The organism is Salinisphaera sp. G21_0 (assembly GCF_017744115.1).
Classification (GTDB): domain Bacteria; phylum Pseudomonadota; class Gammaproteobacteria; order Pseudomonadales; family Endozoicomonadaceae; genus Endozoicomonas.
Map to the genome: position 1 here is coordinate 1 of NZ_JAGHQW010000063.1, position 20,443 is coordinate 20,443.

At 50.4% G+C, this 20,443-nt stretch carries 7 protein-coding genes; all 7 read left to right on the top strand.

What is annotated here, in order from left to right:
• The coding region (locus tag J7439_RS21600) for an RAP domain-containing protein (RefSeq protein WP_209204066.1) at positions 1-1,506 on the top strand (1,506 nt) is incomplete at its 5' end.
• A 221-nt stretch (positions 1,507-1,727) separates the two neighbouring features.
• Positions 1,728-4,451 carry a DUF1601 domain-containing protein gene (locus tag J7439_RS21605; RefSeq protein WP_209204067.1) on the top strand — a complete coding sequence of 908 codons (2,724 nt, stop codon included), beginning with the start codon at positions 1,728-1,730 and terminating at the stop codon, positions 4,449-4,451.
• 140 nt (positions 4,452-4,591) lie between these two features.
• A complete protein-coding gene (locus J7439_RS21610; RefSeq protein WP_209204068.1) occupies positions 4,592-7,045 on the top strand; it encodes a DUF1601 domain-containing protein in 2,454 nt (817 codons plus the stop codon).
• Between the two features lie 105 nt (positions 7,046-7,150).
• On the top strand, positions 7,151-10,303 hold the full coding sequence (locus J7439_RS21615; protein WP_209204069.1) for a DUF1601 domain-containing protein: 3,153 nt from the start codon (positions 7,151-7,153) through the stop codon (positions 10,301-10,303).
• Between the two features lie 59 nt (positions 10,304-10,362).
• Positions 10,363-13,737, top strand: coding sequence for an RAP domain-containing protein (locus tag J7439_RS21620; protein WP_209204070.1), 3,375 nt, complete (start codon positions 10,363-10,365; stop codon positions 13,735-13,737).
• 105 nt (positions 13,738-13,842) lie between these two features.
• Entirely contained in the window at positions 13,843-17,085 is a 3,243-nt protein-coding gene (locus J7439_RS21625) for an RAP domain-containing protein (protein ID WP_209204071.1), read from the top strand.
• A gap of 105 nt (positions 17,086-17,190) precedes the next feature.
• Positions 17,191-20,436: a DUF1601 domain-containing protein gene (locus J7439_RS21630; RefSeq protein WP_209204072.1), complete on the top strand. Its 3,246-nt coding sequence runs from the start codon at positions 17,191-17,193 to the stop codon at positions 20,434-20,436.
• Positions 20,437-20,443: the final 7 nt, after the last annotated feature.

Sequence of the window (20,443 nt, forward strand, 5' to 3'; positions counted from 1 at the left end):
TTGCCCCATGTAATCGCACAGAAAGCTGACTTTAAACCACAGGAAATCACCAGCCTGCTGTGGGCCATGGCGAAACTGGGGGGCGACGGGCAGGAACGGACACCGGGGCTCAACGAGGCTGTGGCCGCACTGTTGCCCCACGTGAAAGCACAGAAAAACCAATTTAATGCCCATTGTATCGCCAACCTGCTGTGGGCCATGGCGAAAGTGACGGACAACGGTCATGAGCGGACACCAGAGTTCAGAGAGACTCTGGTCGCGCTGTTGCCCCACGTGCTGGCACAGAAAGCTAACTTTAAACCACTGGAGGTAGCCAACCTGCTGTGGGCCATGGCAAAACTGGTGGACAACGGGCAGGAGCAGACATCAGCGTTCAAAGAGGCAGTGGCTGCCCTGTTGCCCCACGTGAAAGCACAGAAATGCCAATTTTTTCCTCAACAAATCGTTATCCTGCTGTGGGCCATGGCGAAACTGGTGAACAACGGGCAGAAGCAGACATCAGCGTTCAAAGAGGCCGTGGTTGCGCTTTTGCCACTCGTGAACGCACAGGAAGGCCAATTTAATGCCCAGCATATTGCCAACCTGTTGTGGGCCATCGCGAAACTGGTGGACAACGGGCAGGAGTGGACACCGGAACTCGAAGAGGCCGTGGCCGCGCTGTTGTCCCACGTGAACGCACAGCAAGGCCAGTTTAGTACCCAGGGTATCGCCAACATGATGTGGGCCATGGTGAAACTGATAGACAGCGGGCAGGAGCAGACACCAGAGCTGAAAGAGGCCGTGGCCGCGCTGTTACCCCATGTAAACGCACATAAAGACCAATTTAATGCCCAGTGTATCGCCAACCTGTTGTGGGCCATGGCGAGCCTGGGTGAGTTCATTGAGCTGAACGTGGTTACATTTATGTTCGAATCTCTTGTCTACCGAATCAGTGAAAACCCTCAGTTCTCTCAACAAGAGATATTGATGTCTCTCTGGGGAGTAATGGTGTGCTGTGCCAGGTTGTCTCTGGTCCCCAATGCCAATAAGATTAACGCACTTGAAAAGCAAATGGATGACCTGTTTACTCGTCTGGAAAATACATCCTCAGACAATGACGAGGATCAACACATCATTGCCATGGCCGCAAGCTGGCTTGGTAGACCCTCTCCGGTCGTCCCCAATTACTGGTCAAATATTTCAAAACCTCAAACCGACTTTCGCAATCAACTCCAATTATGCATGCCATCTTTGAAGATTGAAGAGGAAAAGAGTCTGAACTTATTATCGCCGGTTGACCTGCTACTGCCAGATCACAACGTTGTTATTGAAATTCAGGGACCGACTCATTACGTGAGTGGTGATTTCAAAACCAGAAAGGGTTCGACTCTGCTTAAAATCGCACTGCTGAAAAAATCAGGATTTGAGGTCATTGAAGTTCCGACTAGCACGCTTTGGAACCGGGATTTAATAAAACCATGTATTGATCAAATAAAGACCAGGGTCAACATCTCGTTACAGGGGTAAGTAGTTGACCAAATAAAATCATTACTTAACCGTCAAACAACATTCAGAAGAGCAAACAGACAAACCAGAATACAGGTAGTAACTGTTTGTCTCGCTCCGGATGATTTGCAAGTAGATGGATTTCCCCAAATGCTTACTTTTAGAGATATTTCAGTAAAATGAACTTCTGAACAGAACAGCAGTCTGTTTTTTATATACTCATGAATTAATGAAATATAAATATGCATAAAACCTCTGCTGGTATCAGTGGTAAATACGCAAGACCAGGTAATGGTCACAACCAACCAGATGACCATGGTACTTCTTCAAGGCTTGGACGATATAGACAGGCCACAGTCAGACGGTGTGATAATCCCCCCCGCTCTGCCCCGGAGCGTAATGAGTTTTACCATTCTTCTGGCGCATGCCCTTCTCTACAGCGTCGTTCAGTAAACCCTGCGCAAGATTTTAATGCCCTCATTAAACAGGAAATAATGGATGATCTGTTGAGTAAATCGGATTATTTCGGTCATCGCTATAATGGGAGAAATCATGGGCAATATGCCTGTTCAATTAAAAAATACACGTCAGCTGCTAAAAGACCGTTAAATCGAGCTGAACAAAGCCAGCTGATACGTTTGCTGCAAAATTTTACCGCAACACGAAGCTGGAATTGGCGAAGCCTGACAACAACATTTCATTCGTTTACTTCATCGGGTGTGTTTACCCATCATAAACCCATGGATGAGCGTATTAAACTTACTCAAGATCACTTGTTGTCAACGCTACTTGATGCAATAACATTCAAGTGCAACCAAAAACCTGAAGCCAGGGATATTGATGCCATGGGAATCGCTAACCTGCTATGGGCCATGGCAAAACTGGTGGACAGCAGGCAAGAGCAAACAACAGACTTCAATGGGGCTGTGGCCGCGCTGTTGCCCCACGTAAACGCACTGAAAGCTAACTTTAAACCACAGGGCATTGCCAACCTGCTGTGGGCCATGGCGAAACTGGTGGACAACGGGCTGGAGCGGATACCAGGACTCAAAGAGGCCGTGGCCACGCTGTTACACCGCGTGAACACACAGAAAGCTGACTTTAAACTACAGGAAACCACCAACCTGCTGTGGGCCATGGCGAAACTGGTGGACAACGGACAAGAGCAAACACAAGAGTTCAAGGAGGCTGTGGCCTTGCTGTTGCCTCTTGTGTACGCACAGAAAGACCAGTTTAATGCCCAGCGCATCGCCAACCTGCTGTGGGCCCTGGCGAAACTGGCGGACAACGGCCAGGAGCGGACGCCCGGGTTCAATAAAGCCGTGACCGCGCTGTTGCTGGACGTGAACGCACAGAAAAACCAATTTAATGCCCAGGGCATTGCCAACTTGCTGTGGGCGATAGTGAAACTGGTGGACAACGGCCGGGAGCGCACACCAGAATTCAAAGAAGCCGTGGCCGTGTTGTTGCCCTGCGTGAACGCACAGAAAGCTAACTTTAAACCACAGGGTATCGCCAACCTGTTTTGGGTCATGGCGAAACTGGCGGACATTGGGCAGGAGCGGACAACCGAGCTCAACGAAGCCATGACTGCGTTGTTGCCCTATGTGAACGCTCAGAAAGCTAACTTTAAACCACAGGGTATCACCAACCTGCTGTGGGCCATGGCGAAACTGGCGGACAACGGCCAGGAGTCGGTGACCGAGTTCAATGAAGCCATAGCCGCGCTGTTGCCCCAGGTGAACGCACACAAAGACCAGTTTATTCCTCAGCATGTCGCCAACCTGCTGTGGGCCCTGGCGAAACTATTGGATAACGGCCCGGAGCAGACACAAGAACTCAATGAGGCCGTGGCCGATCTTTTGCCCTGCGTGAACGCACAGAAAGACCAATTTATTCCTCAGCAAATCGCCAGTTTGATGTGGGTCATGGCAAAACTGGTGGATAACGGACAGGAGTGGACGCCAGAATTCTACGAAGCTGTGGCCGCGCTGTTGCCCCAGGTGATCGCACAGAAAGCTGACTTTAAACCACAGGAAATCGCCAGCCTGCTGTGGGCCATGACGAAACTGGTGGACAACAGTCATCAGCAGGCAGCAGAGCTCAACGAAACCGTGGCTGTGCTGTTGCCCCTCGTTAACGCACAAAAAAATGACTTTATGCCACAGGAAATCGCCAACCTGCTGTGGGCCACGGCGAAGCTGGCGGACAACGGGCAGGAGCAGACAGCCGGGTTTAAAGAGGCAGTGGCCGCGCTGTTGCCCCTTGTGCATGAACTGGAAGCTAATTTTAAACCACAGGAAATCGCCAAACTGCTGTGGGCCACAGCGAAACTGGGTGAACTCCTTGAGCTGGACATAGTTGATTCCTCGCTCAAACCTCTTGTCTACCGAATCAGTGAAAACCCTCAGTTCTCTCAGCAAGACATATTGATGTCTCTATGGGGAGTAATGGTATGGTGTGCAAGGTTGTCCCTGATCTCCACAGCCAGTCAAAATAGCGTGCTTGAAAAGTACATGGATGACCTTTTTACTCGCCTGGAAAATACATCCCCAAACAGTGAAGATGAACAATCCATCATTGCCATGGCCGCAAGTTGGCTTGGCAGAGCGTGTTCGATCGTCCCCAATTACCAGACCACCATGTCAAAACCTCAAACTGACTTCCGCGATCAACTCCAATCATGCATTCCCTCTTTGAAAATTGAAGAAGAAAAGTGTCTGAACTCACTACCTCCGGTTGACCTGCTACTGCCAGATCACAACATTGTTATTGAAATTCAGGGACGGTTTCATTATGTGTGTGGTGATTTCAAAACAAGGAATGGTTCGACTCTGCTTAAAATCGCACTGTTGAAAAAAGCAGGATTTGAGGTCATTGAAATCCCTGCTAACACGGTTTGGAGCCGGGATTTAATGAAACCATGTATTGATCAAATAAAGGCCAGGGAAGTAGCTTCCAGATGATTTAACACAGCGGATTGTGGCATCACGAATCCGATCTGTTTCCCCAACCGCTCACGTTTATAGACATGTTCAGCAAAATGAACCTCTGAACAGAACAGCAGTCTGTTTTTTATATTTTCATGAATTAATGAAATATAATTATGCATAGAAGCTCTGCTGGAATCAGTCGTATGTACGCAAGACCAGGTAATGATGCCAACCAACCGGATGCCCATGACGCTTCTTCAAGGCGTGTGCAATATAGACAGGGCACAGTCGGACAATGGGATAATCCTTCCCGCACTACTCCGGTGCATAATGAATTTTACCATTTCTCTGGCGCACGCCTTTCTCAAAATATACTGAGTCGTTCAGTAAAACCTGCTCAGGATTTTAATGCCCTTATCAAACAGGAAATAATGGCTGGTCTGGTGCGTAAATCGGATCGTTACGGTCCTTTCTATGATGGGAAACCACACAGTCAATATGCCAACTCAATTAAAAAATACACGTCAGCTGTTAAAAGACCGTTAAATCGCTCGGAACAATGCCACCTGATACATTTGCTGCAAAATTTCACAATAACAAGGAGTTGGAATTGGCGAAGCCTGACAACAACACTTCATTCATTGACTTCAGCGGGTGCTTTTACCCCTCATAATCCCATGAATGAACGTGTTAAGCTCACTCAAACTGCCTTATTGTCCACTCTACTTGATGGAGTAAGATTGAAGTGCATCCAGAAACCTGAAGCCCGGGATATTGATGCCCAGGGAGTCGCCAACCTGCTGTGGGCCATGGCAAAACTGGTGGACAGCGGGCTGGAGCGGACACCAGGGCTCAAAGAGACTGTGAACGCGCTGTTGCCCCATGTGCATGCACAGAAAGACCAATTTATTCCGCAGAATATCGCCAATATGCTGTGGGCCATGGCGAAACTGGCGGACAATCGGCAGGAGTGGACACCTAGGCTCCACGCGTCTGTGACCACGCTGTTACCCCACGTGAAAGCACAAAAAGCTCACTTTAAATCACAGGAAATCGCCAACCTGCTGTGGGCCATGGCGAAGCTGGTGGACAACGGGCAGGAGTTGACACCAGAGCTCAGCGAAGCCGTGGCCGCACTTTTGCCCCGTGTGAACACACAGAAAGGCCAATTTATTCCTCAACATATTGCCAACCTGCTGTGGGCCATGGCAAAACTGGCGGACAAAGGGCAGGGGCAGACACCAGGGCTCAAAGAGGCTGTGACCGCACTTTTGTCCCATATACAGGTAAAGAAAAACCAATTTATTCCTCAGGGTATCGCCAACCTGCTGTGGGCCACGGCGAAACTGGTGGATAACGGGCAGGAACGGACACCAGAGCTCAACGAGGCAGTGGCCGCGCTGTTGCCCCGCGTGAACGCACACAAAGCTAACTTTATACCACAGGAAATCGCCAGTCTGCTGTGGGCCATGGCGAAGCTGGTGGACAATGGGCAGGAGTGGACACCAGGGCTCAACGAGGCTGTGGCCACTCTGTTGCCCCACGTGAACGCACAGAAAGCTCATTTTAAATCACAGGAAATCGCCAACCTGCTGTGGGCCATGGCGAAGCTGGTGGACAATGGGCAGAAGTGGACACCAGGGCTCAACAAGGCTGTGGCTGCGCTGTTGCCCCAAGTGAACGCACCCAAAGCTCAATTTAAATCACAGGAAATCGCCAACCTGCTGTGGGCCATGGCGAAACTGGTAGACAACGGGCAGGAGCTGACACCAGAGCTCAACGAGGCTGTGGTCGCGATGTTGCCCCAAGTGAACGCACAGAAAGCTCACTTTAAATCAAAGGAAATCGCCAACCTGCTGTGGGCCACGGCAAAACTGGGTGAACTCATTGAGTTGAACCTGGCTACCTCTACGTTCGAATCGCTTGTCTATCGAATCAGTAAGAATCTGCAGTTTTCTCAGGAAGAGATATCGATGTCTCTCTGGGGAATAATGGTATGCTGTGCCAGTCTGTCTCTAGACTCCAATGCCAATAAAAATAATGTGTTTGAAAAGCACATGGATGACCTGTTGAATCGCCTGGAAAATACCTCGCCAGATAATGATGAGGATCAATCCATCATGTTCATGGCCGCAAGTTGGCTTGGCAGAGCCTGTCCGGTCATCCCCCGTTACCAGACAATCATGTCAAAATCTCAATCCGATTTCCGCGATCAACTCCAATCGTCCATTCCATCTCTGAAGATTGAAGAAGAAAAGAGTCTGAACTCATTACCTCCGGTTGACCTGCATCTGCCAGGTCACAACATGGTGATTGAAGTTCAGGGACCATCTCATTACGTGGGTGGTGATTTCAAAACCAGGAACGGCTCGACTCTGCTTAAAATCGCACTGCTGCAAAAATCAGTATTTGAGGTCATTGAAATCCCGACTAACCAGCTTTTGACCAAAGATTTAATGAAACCATATATTGATCAAATAAAGATCAGGGTAAACATCCCGCCACAGGGTCATGACTCTGTATCACTTAAAAGAGGCTGGGCAGGTGCTGCATACGTTACTGACGAAGAACAGTTAGGAGAGCAAACCGGTAAACCCGCAAAGAGGAAGAAAACAAACAGCCGGTAATCGCCTTCCTCCCATCATGACTCAAGTAAACTTTTTTGCAAAATGAACTTCTGAGCAGAACAGCAGTCTGCTTTTTATATCTTCATGAATTAATGAAATATAATTATGGATAGAGGTTCTGCTGGTATCAGTGGTCAATACACAAAATCAGATAACGGTTACAACCAACGGAATGGCCATACCCCTTTTTTAAGGCATGGGCGATACAGACATGCCACAGTCAGACAATGGGATAATCCCTCCCGCACCGCACCGGGTGGCAATGAATTTTACCATTCTTCTGGCACACGCCCTTCTCAATATTTAATGCACCGTTCTGTAAACTCTGCTCAAGATTTTAATGCCCTCATCAAACAGGAAATAATGGATGACCTGGTCAGTAAATCGGATCGTTTCGGTCATCGCTATGATGGGAGAAATCACGGGCAATATGCCAGTTCAATTAAAAGATACACGTCAGCTGTTAAAAGACCGTTAAATCGAACAGAACAAAGCCAGCTGATGCGTTTGCTGCAAAATTTTACCGCAACACGGAGCTGGAATTGGCGAAGCCTGACGACAACACTTCACTCATTGACTTCAGCGGGTGTTTTTACCCTTCATAAACCTATGGACGAGCGAGTTAAACTTACTCAGGCTAGCTTATTGTCAACGCTACTTGATGGAATCATATTTAACTGCAACCAAAAACTTCCAGCCAGAGATATTGATACTCAGGGTGTCGCCAACCTTCTGTGGGCCATGGCGAAACTGGTGGACAACAGGCTGGAGCAGACGCCAGAGCTCAACGAGGCCGTGGCCGCGTTGTTGCCCCACGTGAACGCACAGAAAGAGCAATTTATTCCTCAGCATATCGCCAACCTGCTATGGGCCATGGCGAAACTGGTGGACAAAGGGCTGGAGCAGTCACCAGGTCTGAACAAGGCAGTGGCCGTGCTGTTGCTCCGGGTGAACGCACAGAAAGCCAGCTATAAACCACAGGAAATCTCCAACCTGCTATGGGCCATGGCGAAACTGGTGGACAGCGGGCTGGAGCAAACACCAGAGCTCAAAGATGCTGTGGCCGCACTGTTGCCCCACGTGAACGTAAAGAAAGATCAATTTATTCCTCAGGCTATCGCCAACATGCTGTGGGCCATGGCGAAACTCGTGGACAACGGGCTGGAAGGGACACCAAAGTTCAAAGAGGCTGCGGCCGCGCTGCTGTCCCGCGTGAACGCGCAGAAAGCTAACTTTAAACCACAAGGTATCGCCAACCTGCTGTGGGCCATGGCGAAACTGGTGGACAACGGGCTGGAGCGGACACCAGTGCTCAAAGAGGCTCTGGTCGCGCTGTTGTCGCACGTGAACGTACAGAAAGAACAATTTAATGCCCAGGATATCGTAAGCCTGCTGTGGGCCATGGCGAAACTGGTGGACAACGGACAGGAGCGGACACCAGAGTTCAACGAGACCGTGGCCGCGTTGTTGCACCAGGTGAACGTACAGAAAGACCAATTTAATGCCCAGGAAATCACCAACCTGCTGTGGGCCATGGCGAAACTGGTGGACAACGGACAGGAGCGAACAACGGAGCTCAAAGATACTGTGCCCACACTGTTGCCCCACGTGAATGCACAGAAAGACCAATTTATTCCCCAGCATATCGCCAACCTGCTGTGGGCAATGGCAAAACTGGTGGACAACGGGTACGAGCAGACACCAGAGTTCAACGAAGCGGTGGCTACGCTGTTGACCTGCGTGATCGTACAAAAAGCTAACTTTAACCCACAGGAAATTGCCAACCTGCTGTGGGCCATGGCAAAACTGGTGGATCTCGGGCAGGAGCAGACACCAGGGCTCAACAAGGCTGTGGTCGCGCTGTTGCCCCCCGTGAACGCACACAAAGACCAATTTAATACCCAGGGTATTGCCAACCTGCTGTGGGCCACGGCTAAACTGGTGAACAGCGGGCAGGAGCTGACGCCAGAGCTCAAAGAAGTCGTGTCCGCGCTGTTGCCCTGGGTGAACGCACAGAAAGCTAACTTTAAACCACAGGAAATCAACAACCTGCTGTGGGCCATGGCGAAACTGGTGGATAACGGGCAGGAGCAGACACCGGAACTCAAAGATGCTGTGGCCGCACTGTTGCCCAACGTGAATGCACAGAAAGACCAATTTATTCCCCAGCATATCGCCAACCTGCTGTGGGCCATGGCAAAACTGGTGGACAACGGGTACGAGCAGACACCAGAGTTCAACGAAACGGTGGCTACGCTGTTCACCTGCGTGATCGTACAAAAAGCCAACTTTAACCCACAGAAAATCGCCAACCTGCTGTGGGCCATGGCGAAACTGGTGGACAACGGGCAGGAGCAGTCACCAGGGCTCAACGAGGCTGTGGTCGCGCTGTTGCCCCTCGTGAACGCACAGAAAGACCAATTCAATGCCCAGGGTATTGCCAACCTGCTGTGGGCCATGGCGAAACTGGGTGAACTCATTGAGCTGAATCTGGCTATCTCTACATTCGAATCGCTTGTCTATCGAATCAATAAGAACCTGCAGTTTTCTCAGGAAGAGATATCGATGTCTCTCTGGGGAGTCATGGTATGCTGTGCCAGGTTGCCTCCAGACTCCAATGCCAATAAAAATAACATGTTTGAAAAGCACATGGATGACCTGTTGACTCGCCTGGAAAATACCTCGCCAGATAATGAAGATGATCAAACCATCATGTTCATGGCCGCAAGTTGGCTTGGCAGAGCCTGTCCGGTCGTTCGCCATTACCAGACAAACATTTCAAAAACCCAGGTCGACTTCCGCGATCAACTCCAATCATATCTGCCCTCTTTGAAGATTGAAGAAGAAAAGAGTCTGAACTCATTACCTCCGGTTGACCTGCTACTGCCAGATCACAACGTTGTGATTGAAGTTCAGGGCCCCTCTCATTACGTGGGTGGTGATTTCAAAACCAGAAATGGTTCGACTCTGCTGAAAATCGCACTGCTGCAAAAATCAGGATTTGAGGTCATTGAAATCCCGGTTAACCAGCTGTTGAACAACGATTTGATGAAACCCTGTATTGATCAAATAAAGATCAGGACAGGCATCCCGCCACAGGGTCATGACTCTGTTTCACTTAAAAGACGGTGGACAAATGCTGCATACGTGACTGGTGAAGAACATTTAGAAAAGCCAACCAACCCGGCAAAGAGAAAGAAAACAGTCAGTAATCACCTTCCTCCTATCATGACTCAAGTAAACTTTTCTACACAATGAACTTCTGGCCAGAACAGCAGTCTGCTTTTTATATTTTCATGAATTAATGAAATATAATTATGGATAGAAGTTCTGCTGGTATCAGTGGTCAATACCCAAGATCAGATAACGGTTACAACCAACCGAATGGTCATGCCCCTTCTTCAATGCGTGGGCGATACCGACATGCCACAGTCAGACAATGGAATCATCCCCCCCGCACGGCACCGGGTCGCAATGAATTTTACCATTCTTCTGGCACACGCTCCTCTCAACATCTACAGTGCCGTTCAATAAACTCTGCTCAAGATTTTAATGCCCTCATCAAACCACAAATAATGGCTGGTCTGATGAGTAAATCGGATCGTTTCGGTCATCGCTATGATGGGCGAGATCACGGCCTATATGCCAGTTCAGTTAAAAAATACACGTTAGCTGCTAATAGACCGTTAAATCGAGCGGAACAAAGTCAGCTGATCAGTTTGCTGCAAAATTTCACAGCAACCCGGAACTGGAATTGGCGAAGCCTGACGACAACACTGCACTCATTGACTACAGCGGGTGTTTTTACCCTTCATAAACCCATGGATGCGCGAGTTAGACTTACTCAGGCTAACTTATTGTCAACGCTATTTGATGCAATAATATTTAACTGCAACCAAAAGCCTCCAGCCAGGGATATTGATGCCCTGGGAATCGCCAACCTGCTGTGGGCCATGGCAAAACTGGTGGACAACGGACAGGAACGGACACCAGAGCTAAACGGGGCCGTGGTCGCTTTGTTACACCACGTGAACGCACAGAAAAACCAGTTTAATGCCCAGGGCGTTGCCAACCTGCTGTGGGCCATGGCGAAACTGGTGGGCAACGGGCTGGAGCGTACACCAGGGCTCAAAGAGGCCGTGGCCACGCTGTTGCCCCTCGTGAACGCACAGAAAAACCAACTTAATGCCCAGGGCGTTGTCAACCTGCTGTGGGCCATGGCGAAACTGGTGGACAACGGGCTGGAGCGGACACCAGGTCTCAAAGATGCGGTGGCCGCCCTGCTGCCCCTCCTGAATGCAAAGAAAGACCAATTTAACGCCCAGGGCATTGCCAACCTGCTTTGGGCCATGGCGAAACTGGTGGACAACCAGCTGGAGCGGACACCAGGACTCAACGAGGCCGTGGCCGCCCTGTTGCCTCACGTGAATGCACATAAAGACCAGTTTATTCCTCAGCACATCGCCAACCTGCTGTGGGCCATGGCGAAACTGGTGGACACTATGCAGGAACAGACACCAGGGCTCAACGAGGCTGTGGCTGCCCTGTTGCCCCTCATGAACGCACAGAAAAACCAACTTAATGCCCAGGGCATTGCCAACCTGCTGTGGGCCATGGCGAAACTGGTGGACAACGGGCTGGAGCGGACACCAGGGGTCAACGAGGCCGTGGCCGCCCTGCTATCCCTCCTGGACGCACAGAAAAACCAGCTCAATGCCCAGAACATTGCCAACCTGCTGTGGGCCATGGCGAAACTGGTGGACAACGGGCTGGAGCAGACGCCTGTGTTCAAAGAGGCCGTGGCCGCCCTGTTGCCCCACGTGAACGCACAAAAAAACCAATTTATTCCGCAGGCTATTGCCAACCTGCTGTGGGCCATGGCGAAAATAGTAGACATCGGGCAGGAGCACACTCCAGGGGTCAAAGAGGCCGTAGCCGCGCTGTTGCCCCACGTGAACGCACAGGAAGACCAATTTAATACCCAGGGTATCGCCAACCTGCTATGGGCCATGGCGAAACTGGCGGACAACGGGCTGGAGCGGACACCAGGGCTCAAAAAGGCTTTAGCCGCCCTGTTGACCCACGTGAACGCACAAAAAAACCAATTTATTCCTCAGCATATCGCCAACCTGATGTGGGCCATGGCAAAACTGGTGGACAACGGGCTGGGGCTGACTCCAGAGTTCAAAGAGGCCGTGGTCGCGCTGTTGCCCCAAGTAAATGCACAGAAAGCCAACTTTAAACCACAGGAAATCGCCAACCTGCTGTGGGCCATGGCAAAACTGGTGGACAGCGGGCTGGAGCAAACACCAGAGCTCAAAGAGGCCGTGGCCGCGGTGTTGTCTCAGATGAACGCACAGAAAGCTAACTTCAATCCGCAGGAAATCACCAACCTTCTGTGGGCCATGGCGAAACTGGTGGACAACGGGCAGGAACGGACACCTCGTCTGAAAGAGGCCATAGCCGCGCTATTGCCCTACGTGCACAGACATAAAGACCAATTTGTTTCGCAGGGAGTCGCCAACTTGCTCTGGGCCATGGCGAAACTGGTGGACAACAGCCAGGAGCAGACACCAGATTTCAACAAGGCCGTGGCCGCGCTGCTGCCCCACATGAAAGTACAGAAAGCTGACTTTAAACCACAGGGAATCGCCAACCTGCTGTGGGCCATGGCGAAACTTTTGTACAACGGGATGGAGCAGACACCTGGATTCAAAGAGGCCGTGGCCAAACTGCTGCCCCTCGTGGACGCACAGAAAGACCAGTTTATTCCTCAGCATATCGCCAACCTGCTGTGGGCCATGGCAAAACTGGTAGATAGCGGCCAGGAGCGGACACCAGGACTCAAAGAGGCCGTGGCCGCGCTGTTGCCCCGCGTGAACGCACAGAAAAACCAATTTAATGCCCAGGGTATTGCCATCACGCTGTGGGCCATGGCGAAACTGGGTGAACTCCTTGAGCTGCACGTGGTTACCTCTACGTTCGAGTCGCTTGTCTATCGAATCAGTGAGGACCCTCAGTTTTCTCAGCAAGAGATACCGTTGTCTCTGTGGGGAGTCATGGTATGCTGTGCCAGGTTGTTTCTGGATTCCAATGCTAATAAAAGTAACGTGTTTGAAAAGCACATGGGTGACCTGTTCACTCGCCTGGAAAATACATTGCCAGACAATGAAGAGGAACAATCCATCATTACCATGGCGGCAAGTTGGCTTGGCAGAGCCTGTCCTGTCGTTCGCCATTACCATACAAACATTTCAAAAACCCAGGTCGACTTCCGCGATCAACTCAAATCATCTATTCCATTTTTGAAGATCGAAGAGGAAAAGAGTCTGAACTCATTACCTCCGGTTGACCTGCTGCTGCCAGATCACAACATGGTGATTGAAGTTCAGGGTCCCTCTCATTATGTTGGTGGTGATTTCAGAACCAGGAATGGTTCGACTCTGCTGAAAATCGCACTGTTGCAAAAAGCAGGATTTGAGGTCATTGAAATCCCGACTAACCAGCTTTTGAGCAACGATTTAATGAAACCCTATATTGATCGAATAAAGACCAGGATAGACATCCCGCCACAGGCTCATGGCTCTGTATCACTTAAAAGAAGGTGGGCAGGTACTGCATACATTACTGGTGAAGAACATTTAGCAGAGCAAACCAACCCGGCAAAGAGGAAGAAAACAAACAGTCAGTAATCGCCTTCCTCCCATCATGACTCAAATAAACTTTGCCGCACAATGAACTTCCGGGCAGCACAGCAGTCTGCTTTTCATATTTTCATGAATTAATGAAATATAATTATGGATAGAAGTTATGCTGGTATCAGTGGTCAATACGCAAGATCAGATAACGGTTACAACCAACCGAATGGCCATGCCCCTTCTTCAAGGCGTGGGCGATACAGACATGCCACAGTCAGACAATGGAATCATCCCCCCCACACTGCACCGGGTCGCAATCAATTTTACCATTCTTCTGGCACACGCTCGTCTCAACATCTACAGTACCGTTCAGTAAACTCTGCTCAAGATTTTAATGCCCTCATCAAACCAGAAATAATGGATGACCTGGTAAGTCAATCTGATCGTTTCGGTCAACGCTATAATGGGAGAAATCACGGGCAATATGCCAGCTCAATTAAAAAATACACGTCAGCTGTTCAAAGACCGTTAAATCGAGCTGAACAAAGCCAGCTGATGCGTTTGCTACAAAATTTCACAGCAACGCGGAGCTGGAATTGGCGAAGCCTGACGACAACACTTCACTCATTGACTTCAGCGGGTGTTTTTACCCCTTATAAACCCATGGATGAGCGTGTTCAGCTCACTCAGGTTGCCTTATTGTCGACACTACTTGATGCAATAATATTCAACTGCAACCAAAAACCTGAAGCCAGTGATATTGGTGCTCAGGAAATCGCTAACCTGCTGTGGGCCATGGCGAAACTGGTGGACAACGGGCAGGAGCGGACGCCAGAGTTCAACGAGGCCGTGGCCGTGTTGTTGCCCCATGTGAACGCACAGAAAAAACAATTTATTCCTCAGGGAATCGCCAACCTGCTGTGGGCCATGGCGAAACTGGTGGACAACGGGCAGGAGCGGACACCAGGGCTCATAGAAGCTGTGGCCACCCTGCTGCCCCTACTGAATGCAAAGAGAGACCAATTTAACGCCCAGGGTATTGCCAACCTGCTGTGGGCCATGGCGAAACTGGTGGACAACGGACAAGAGCAAACACAAGAGCTCAAAGAGGCCGTGGCTGCGCTGTTGCCCCGCGTGAACGCACAGAAAGCTGACTTTAAACCACAGGAAATCACTAGCCTGCTGTGGTCCATGGCGAAACTGATGGACAACGATTGGAAGTGGGTACCAGGGCTCAAAGAGACTGTGGCCGTGTTGTTGCCCCACGTGAACGCACAGAAAAACCAATTTAATGCCCAAGAAATCTCCAACCAGCTGTGGGCCATGGCGAAACTGGTGGACAAAGGTCAGGAGCGGACACCGGGTCTCAACGAGGCCGTGGCCGTGCTGTTGCCCCACGTGAACGTACAAAAAGCCAACTTTACACCACAGGGTATCGTCAACCTGCTGTGGGCCATGGCGAAACTGGTGGACAACGGGCAGGAATGGACACCAGAGTTCAACAAGGCTCTGGGGGCGCTGATGCCCCTCGTGATCGCAAAGAAAGACTGGTTTATTCCTCAGCATATCGTCAACCTGCTGTGGGCCATGGCAAAACTGGAGGACAACGGGCAGGAGCGGACACCCGGTTTCAACGAGGCTGTGGTCGCGCTGCTGCCCCTCGTAACCCCACAGAAAGACCAGTTGAGTCCTCAGCATATCGCTAACCTGCTGTGGGCCATGGCAAAACTGGAGGACAACGGGCATGACCGGACACCAGGTCTCAACGAGACCCTGACCGTACTGTTGCCCCACGTGAACGCACAGAAAGCTGACTTTAAACCCCAGGAAATCACCAACCTGCTTTGGGCCATGGCGAAACTGGTGGACAACGGGCTGGAGCAGACACCAGAGTTCAACGAAGCCGTAGCTGCGCTGTTGCCCTGCGTGACCGTACCAAAAACCAACTTTAATCCACAGCATATCGCTAACCTGCTGTGGGCCATGGCGAAACTGGTAGATAACGGGCAGGAGCAAACACCAGAGTTCAAAAAGGCCGTGGCCGCACTGTTGCCCCACGTGAACGCACAGAAAGACCAATTTACTGCCCAGGGCATCGCCAACCTGTTACAGGCCATGGCGAAACTGGTAGATAACGGGCAGGAGCAAACACCAGAGCTCAACGCGACCATGGTCGCCCTGTTGCCCCGGGTGAACGCACAGAAAGACCAATTTATTCCTCAGCATATCGCCAACCTGCTCTGGGCCATGGCGAAACTGGTGGACAACGGGCAGGAGCAGACACCAGGACTCAACGAGGCCGTGGCGGCGCTGTTGCCCTTCGTGAACATACAAAAAGCTAACTTTAACCCACAGGAAATCGCCAACCTGCTTTGGGCCATGGCGAAACTGGCAGACAACAGGCAGGAGCAGACACCAGGGTTCAACGAGGCCGTGACCGCGCTGATGCCCTTCGTAAATGGACAAAAAGCTAACTTTAAACCACAGGGTATCGCCAACCTGCTTTGGGCCATGGCGAAACTGGTGGATAATGCGCTGGAGCGGACATCAGGTCTCAAAGAGGCCGTGGCCGCCCTGTTGCCCCTCGTAAACGCACAAAAAACTAACTTTAAACCACAGGAAATCGCTAACCTGCTTTGGGCCATTGCGAAACTGGGTGAACTCGTTGAGCTGAACCTGGTTACCTCTGCGTTCAACTCGCTTCTCTATCGAATCAGTAAGAACCTTCAGTTTTCCAAGAAAGAGATATCGATGTCTCTCTGGGCATTAATGGTATGCTGTGCCAGATTGTTTCTAGACTCCAATACCAATAGAAATAACGTGTTTGAAAAACACATGGATGACCTGCTCATTCGCCTGGAAAATACATCGCCAGATAATAAAGAGGATCAATCCATCATTAACATGGCTGCAAGTTGGCTTGGCAGAACCTGTTCGGTCGTCCGCCATTACCAGACAATCATTTCAAAAAACCAGGCCGACTTCCGTGATCAACTCAAATCATCTATTCCATCTTTGAAGATCGAAGAGGAAAAGAGTCTGAACTCATTACCTCCGGTTGACTTGCTTCTGCCAGATCACAACATGGTGATTGAAGTTCAGGGACCGCATCATTATGTAGGTGGTGATTTCAAAACCAGGAATGGTTCGACTCTGCTTAAAATCGCACTGTTGCAAAAAGCAGGATTTGAGGTCATTGAAATCCCGACTAACCAGCTTTTGAATAACGATTTAATGAAACCATACATTGATCAAATAAGGATCAGGGAGAGCATCCCGCCACAGGGCTATGGCTCTGTTTCACTTAAAAGAGGGTGGACAGACGCTGCATACGTGACTGCCGAACAACATTTAGCAGAGCAAACCAACCCGGCAAAGAGGAAGAAAACAAACAGCCAGTAATCGCCTTCCTCCCATCATGACTCAAGTAAACTTTTCCGCACAATGAACTTCTGGGCAGAACAGCAGTCTGCATTTTATATTTTCATGAATTAATGAAATATAATTATGGATAGAAGTTATGCTGGTATCAGTGGTCATTACACAAGATCAAATAACAGTTACAACCAACCAAATAGCCATGCCCCTTATTCAAGGCGTGGTCGATATAGACATGCCCCAGTCAGACAGCGGGATAATCATCCCCGCTCTACCCCGAGATGTAATGAATTTCACCATTCTTCCGGGACACACCCTTCTCAATATTTAATGCATCGTTCAGTAAACTGTGCTCAAGATTTTAATGCCCTCATCAAACAGGAAATAATGAATGACCTGGTCAGTAAATCGGATCGTTTCGGTCATCGCTATGATGGGAGAAATCACGGTCAGTATGCCAGTTCAGTTAAAAAATACTCATCAGCTGCTAAAAGACCGTTAAATCGAGCGGAACAAAGCCAGCTAATACGTTTGCTTCAAAATTTCACGGCAACCCGGAACTGGAATTGGCGAAGCCTGACCACAACACTTCACTCATTTACTTCAGCGGGTGTTTTTACCCTTCATAAACCCGTGGATGAGCGTGTTAAGCTTACTCAGACTGCCTTATTGTTTACTCTGCTCGATGCAATAAGGTTCAAGTGTAACCAAAAATCTGAAGCCAGGGATATTGATCCTCAGGGAATCGCTAACCTGCTGTGGGCCATGGCGAAACTGGTGGACAACGGCCAGGAGCGGACGCCAGGGCTCAACAAGGCCGTGGTCGCGCTGTTGCCCCTCGTGAACGTACGGAAAGCTAACTTTAACCCACAGGAAATCGCCAACCTGCTGTGGGCCATGGCGAAACTGGTGGACAATGGGCAGGAGCGAACGTCAGGGCTCAACGAGGCCGTGGCCGCGCTATTACCCCTCGTGAACGCACAGAAAGACCAATTTATTCCTCAGCATATCGCTAACCTGCTGTGGGCCATGGCGAAACTGGTGGACAACGGCCAGGAGCGGACGCCAGGGCTCAACGAGGCCGTGGCCGCGCTGTTGCCCCTCGTGAACGCACAGAAAGACCAATTTAATGCCCAGGGGATCGCCAACCTGCTGTGGGCCATTGCAAAACTGATGGACAACGGGCAGGAGCGGACACCAGACATCGAAGAGGCCGTGGCCGCGCTGTTGCACCATGTGATCGTACAGAAAGACCAATTTATTCCCCAGCATATCGCCAACCTGCTGTGGGCCATGGCAAAGCTGGTGGACAACGGGCAGGAGCAGACAACAGAGTTTAACGAGGCCCTGGCCGCGCTATTGCCCCACGTGAACGCACAGAAAGCTGACTTTAAACCACAGGGGATCGCCAGCCTGCTGTGGGCCATGGCGAAACTGGTGGACAACGGGCAGGAGTGGGCACCAGGGCTCAAAGAGACCGCAGCCGCGCTGTTACCCCTCGTGAACGCACGGAAAGACCAATTTAATGCCCAGGGGATCGCCAACTTGCTGTGGGCCATGGCGAAACTGGTGGACAACGGGCAGGAGCAGACACCAGAGCTCAACGAGACCGTAGCCGCGCTGTTGCCCCACGTGAAGATACAGAAAGACCAATTTAATGCCCAGGGTAACGCCAGCCTGCTGTGGGCCATGGCGAAACTGGCGGACAAAGGGCAGGAGCGGACATCAGATCACAACGAGGCCGTGGCTGTGCTGTTACCCCGCGTGAAAGCACAGAAAGACCAATTTATTCCCCGGCATATCGCCAACCTGCTGTGGGCCATAGCGAAACTGGTGGACAACGGGCAGGAGCGAACGCCAGGGCTTAACGAGACCGTGGCCGCGCTATTGCCCCACTTTCACGCCCGGAAAGACCACCTCAATGCCCGGGATATCGCCAACCTGCTGTGGGCCATGGCGAAACTGGTAGACAACTGGCAGGAGCGGACACCAGGGCTCAACGGTGCCGTGGCCGCGCTATTGCCCCACGTGACCGTTCGGAAAGACCAATTTAATGCCCAGGATATCGCCAACATACTGTGGGCCATAGCGAAACTGGTGGACAACGGGCAGGAGCGGACACAAGGGCTTAAAGAAGCCGTGGCCGTGCTGTTGCCTCATTTAAATGCCCAGAAAGTCCAATTTAATGCCCAGAATATTGCTAACATTCTGTGGGCCATGGCAAAACTGGTGGACAACGGATTGGAGTGGATACCAGAGTTCAACAAGGCCGTGGCCGCTCTGCTGCCCTGCGTGAACGCACAGGAAGACCAATTAATTCCTCAGCATATCGCCAACCTGCTGTGGGCCATGGCAAAATTTGTGGACAACGGGCAGAAGCAGACACGAGAGTTTAAAGAGGCAGTGGTTACACTGTTGCTCCACGTAAATGCACAAAAAGCTAACTTTAACCCACAGGGAATCACCAACCTGCTGTGGGCAATGGCGAAACTGGTGGACAACGCGCAGGAGCGGACACCAGGGCTCAACGAAGCTGTGGTCGCGCTGTTGTCCATCGTGAACACACAGAAAGACCAATTTAATGCCCAGGGTATTGCCAATTTGCTGTGGGCCACGGCCAAACTGGGTGAACTCGTTGAGTTGAACGTGGCTACTTCTACGTTGGAATTGCTCGTCTATCGAATCAGTGAGAACCTTCAGTTTTCTCAGGAAGAAATAGCAATGTCTCTCTGGGGAGTCATGGTATGCTGTGCCAGGTTGGCTCTAGACTCCAATGCCAATAAAAATAACGTGTTTGAAAAGCACATGGATGACCTGTTGACTCGCCTCGAAAATACATCGCCAGATAATGAAGAGGATAAATCCATCATGATCATGGCCGCAAGTTGGCTTGGCAGAGCCTGTCCGGTCATCCGCCATTACCAGACAACCATATCAAAAACCCAAGCCGACTTCCGCGATCAACTCCAATTATCTATTCCATCTCTGAAGATTGAAGAAGAAAAGAGTCTGAACTCATTACCTCCGGTTGACCTGCTTCTGCCAGATCACAACATAGTGATTGAAGTTCAGGGACTCTCTCATTACGTGGGTGGTGATTTCAATACCAGAAAGGGTTCAACTCTGCTTAAAATCGCACTGTTGCAAAAAGCAGGATTTGAGGTCATTGAAATCCCGACTAACCAGCTATTGAACAAAGATTTGATGAAACCATATATTGATCAAATAAAGATCAAGGTAAGTATCCCGCCACAGGGTCATGACTGTGTATCACTTAAAAGGGGCTGGGCAGGTTCTGCATACGTTACTGCCGAAGAACAGTTAGCAGAGCAAACCGGTAAACCAGCAAAGAGGAAGAAAACAAGCAGCCAGTAATCGCCTT

Bases quoted from the DNA above. Each gene is read 5' to 3' on its own strand.
- J7439_RS21605 (WP_209204067.1), top strand. From the start codon at position 1,728: ATGCATAAAACCTCTGCTGGTATCAGTGGTAAATACGCAAGACCAGGT.
- J7439_RS21610 (WP_209204068.1), top strand. From the start codon at position 4,592: ATGCATAGAAGCTCTGCTGGAATCAGTCGTATGTACGCAAGACCAGGT.
- J7439_RS21615 (WP_209204069.1), top strand. From the start codon at position 7,151: ATGGATAGAGGTTCTGCTGGTATCAGTGGTCAATACACAAAATCAGAT.
- J7439_RS21620 (WP_209204070.1), top strand. From the start codon at position 10,363: ATGGATAGAAGTTCTGCTGGTATCAGTGGTCAATACCCAAGATCAGAT.
- J7439_RS21625 (WP_209204071.1), top strand. From the start codon at position 13,843: ATGGATAGAAGTTATGCTGGTATCAGTGGTCAATACGCAAGATCAGAT.
- J7439_RS21630 (WP_209204072.1), top strand. From the start codon at position 17,191: ATGGATAGAAGTTATGCTGGTATCAGTGGTCATTACACAAGATCAAAT.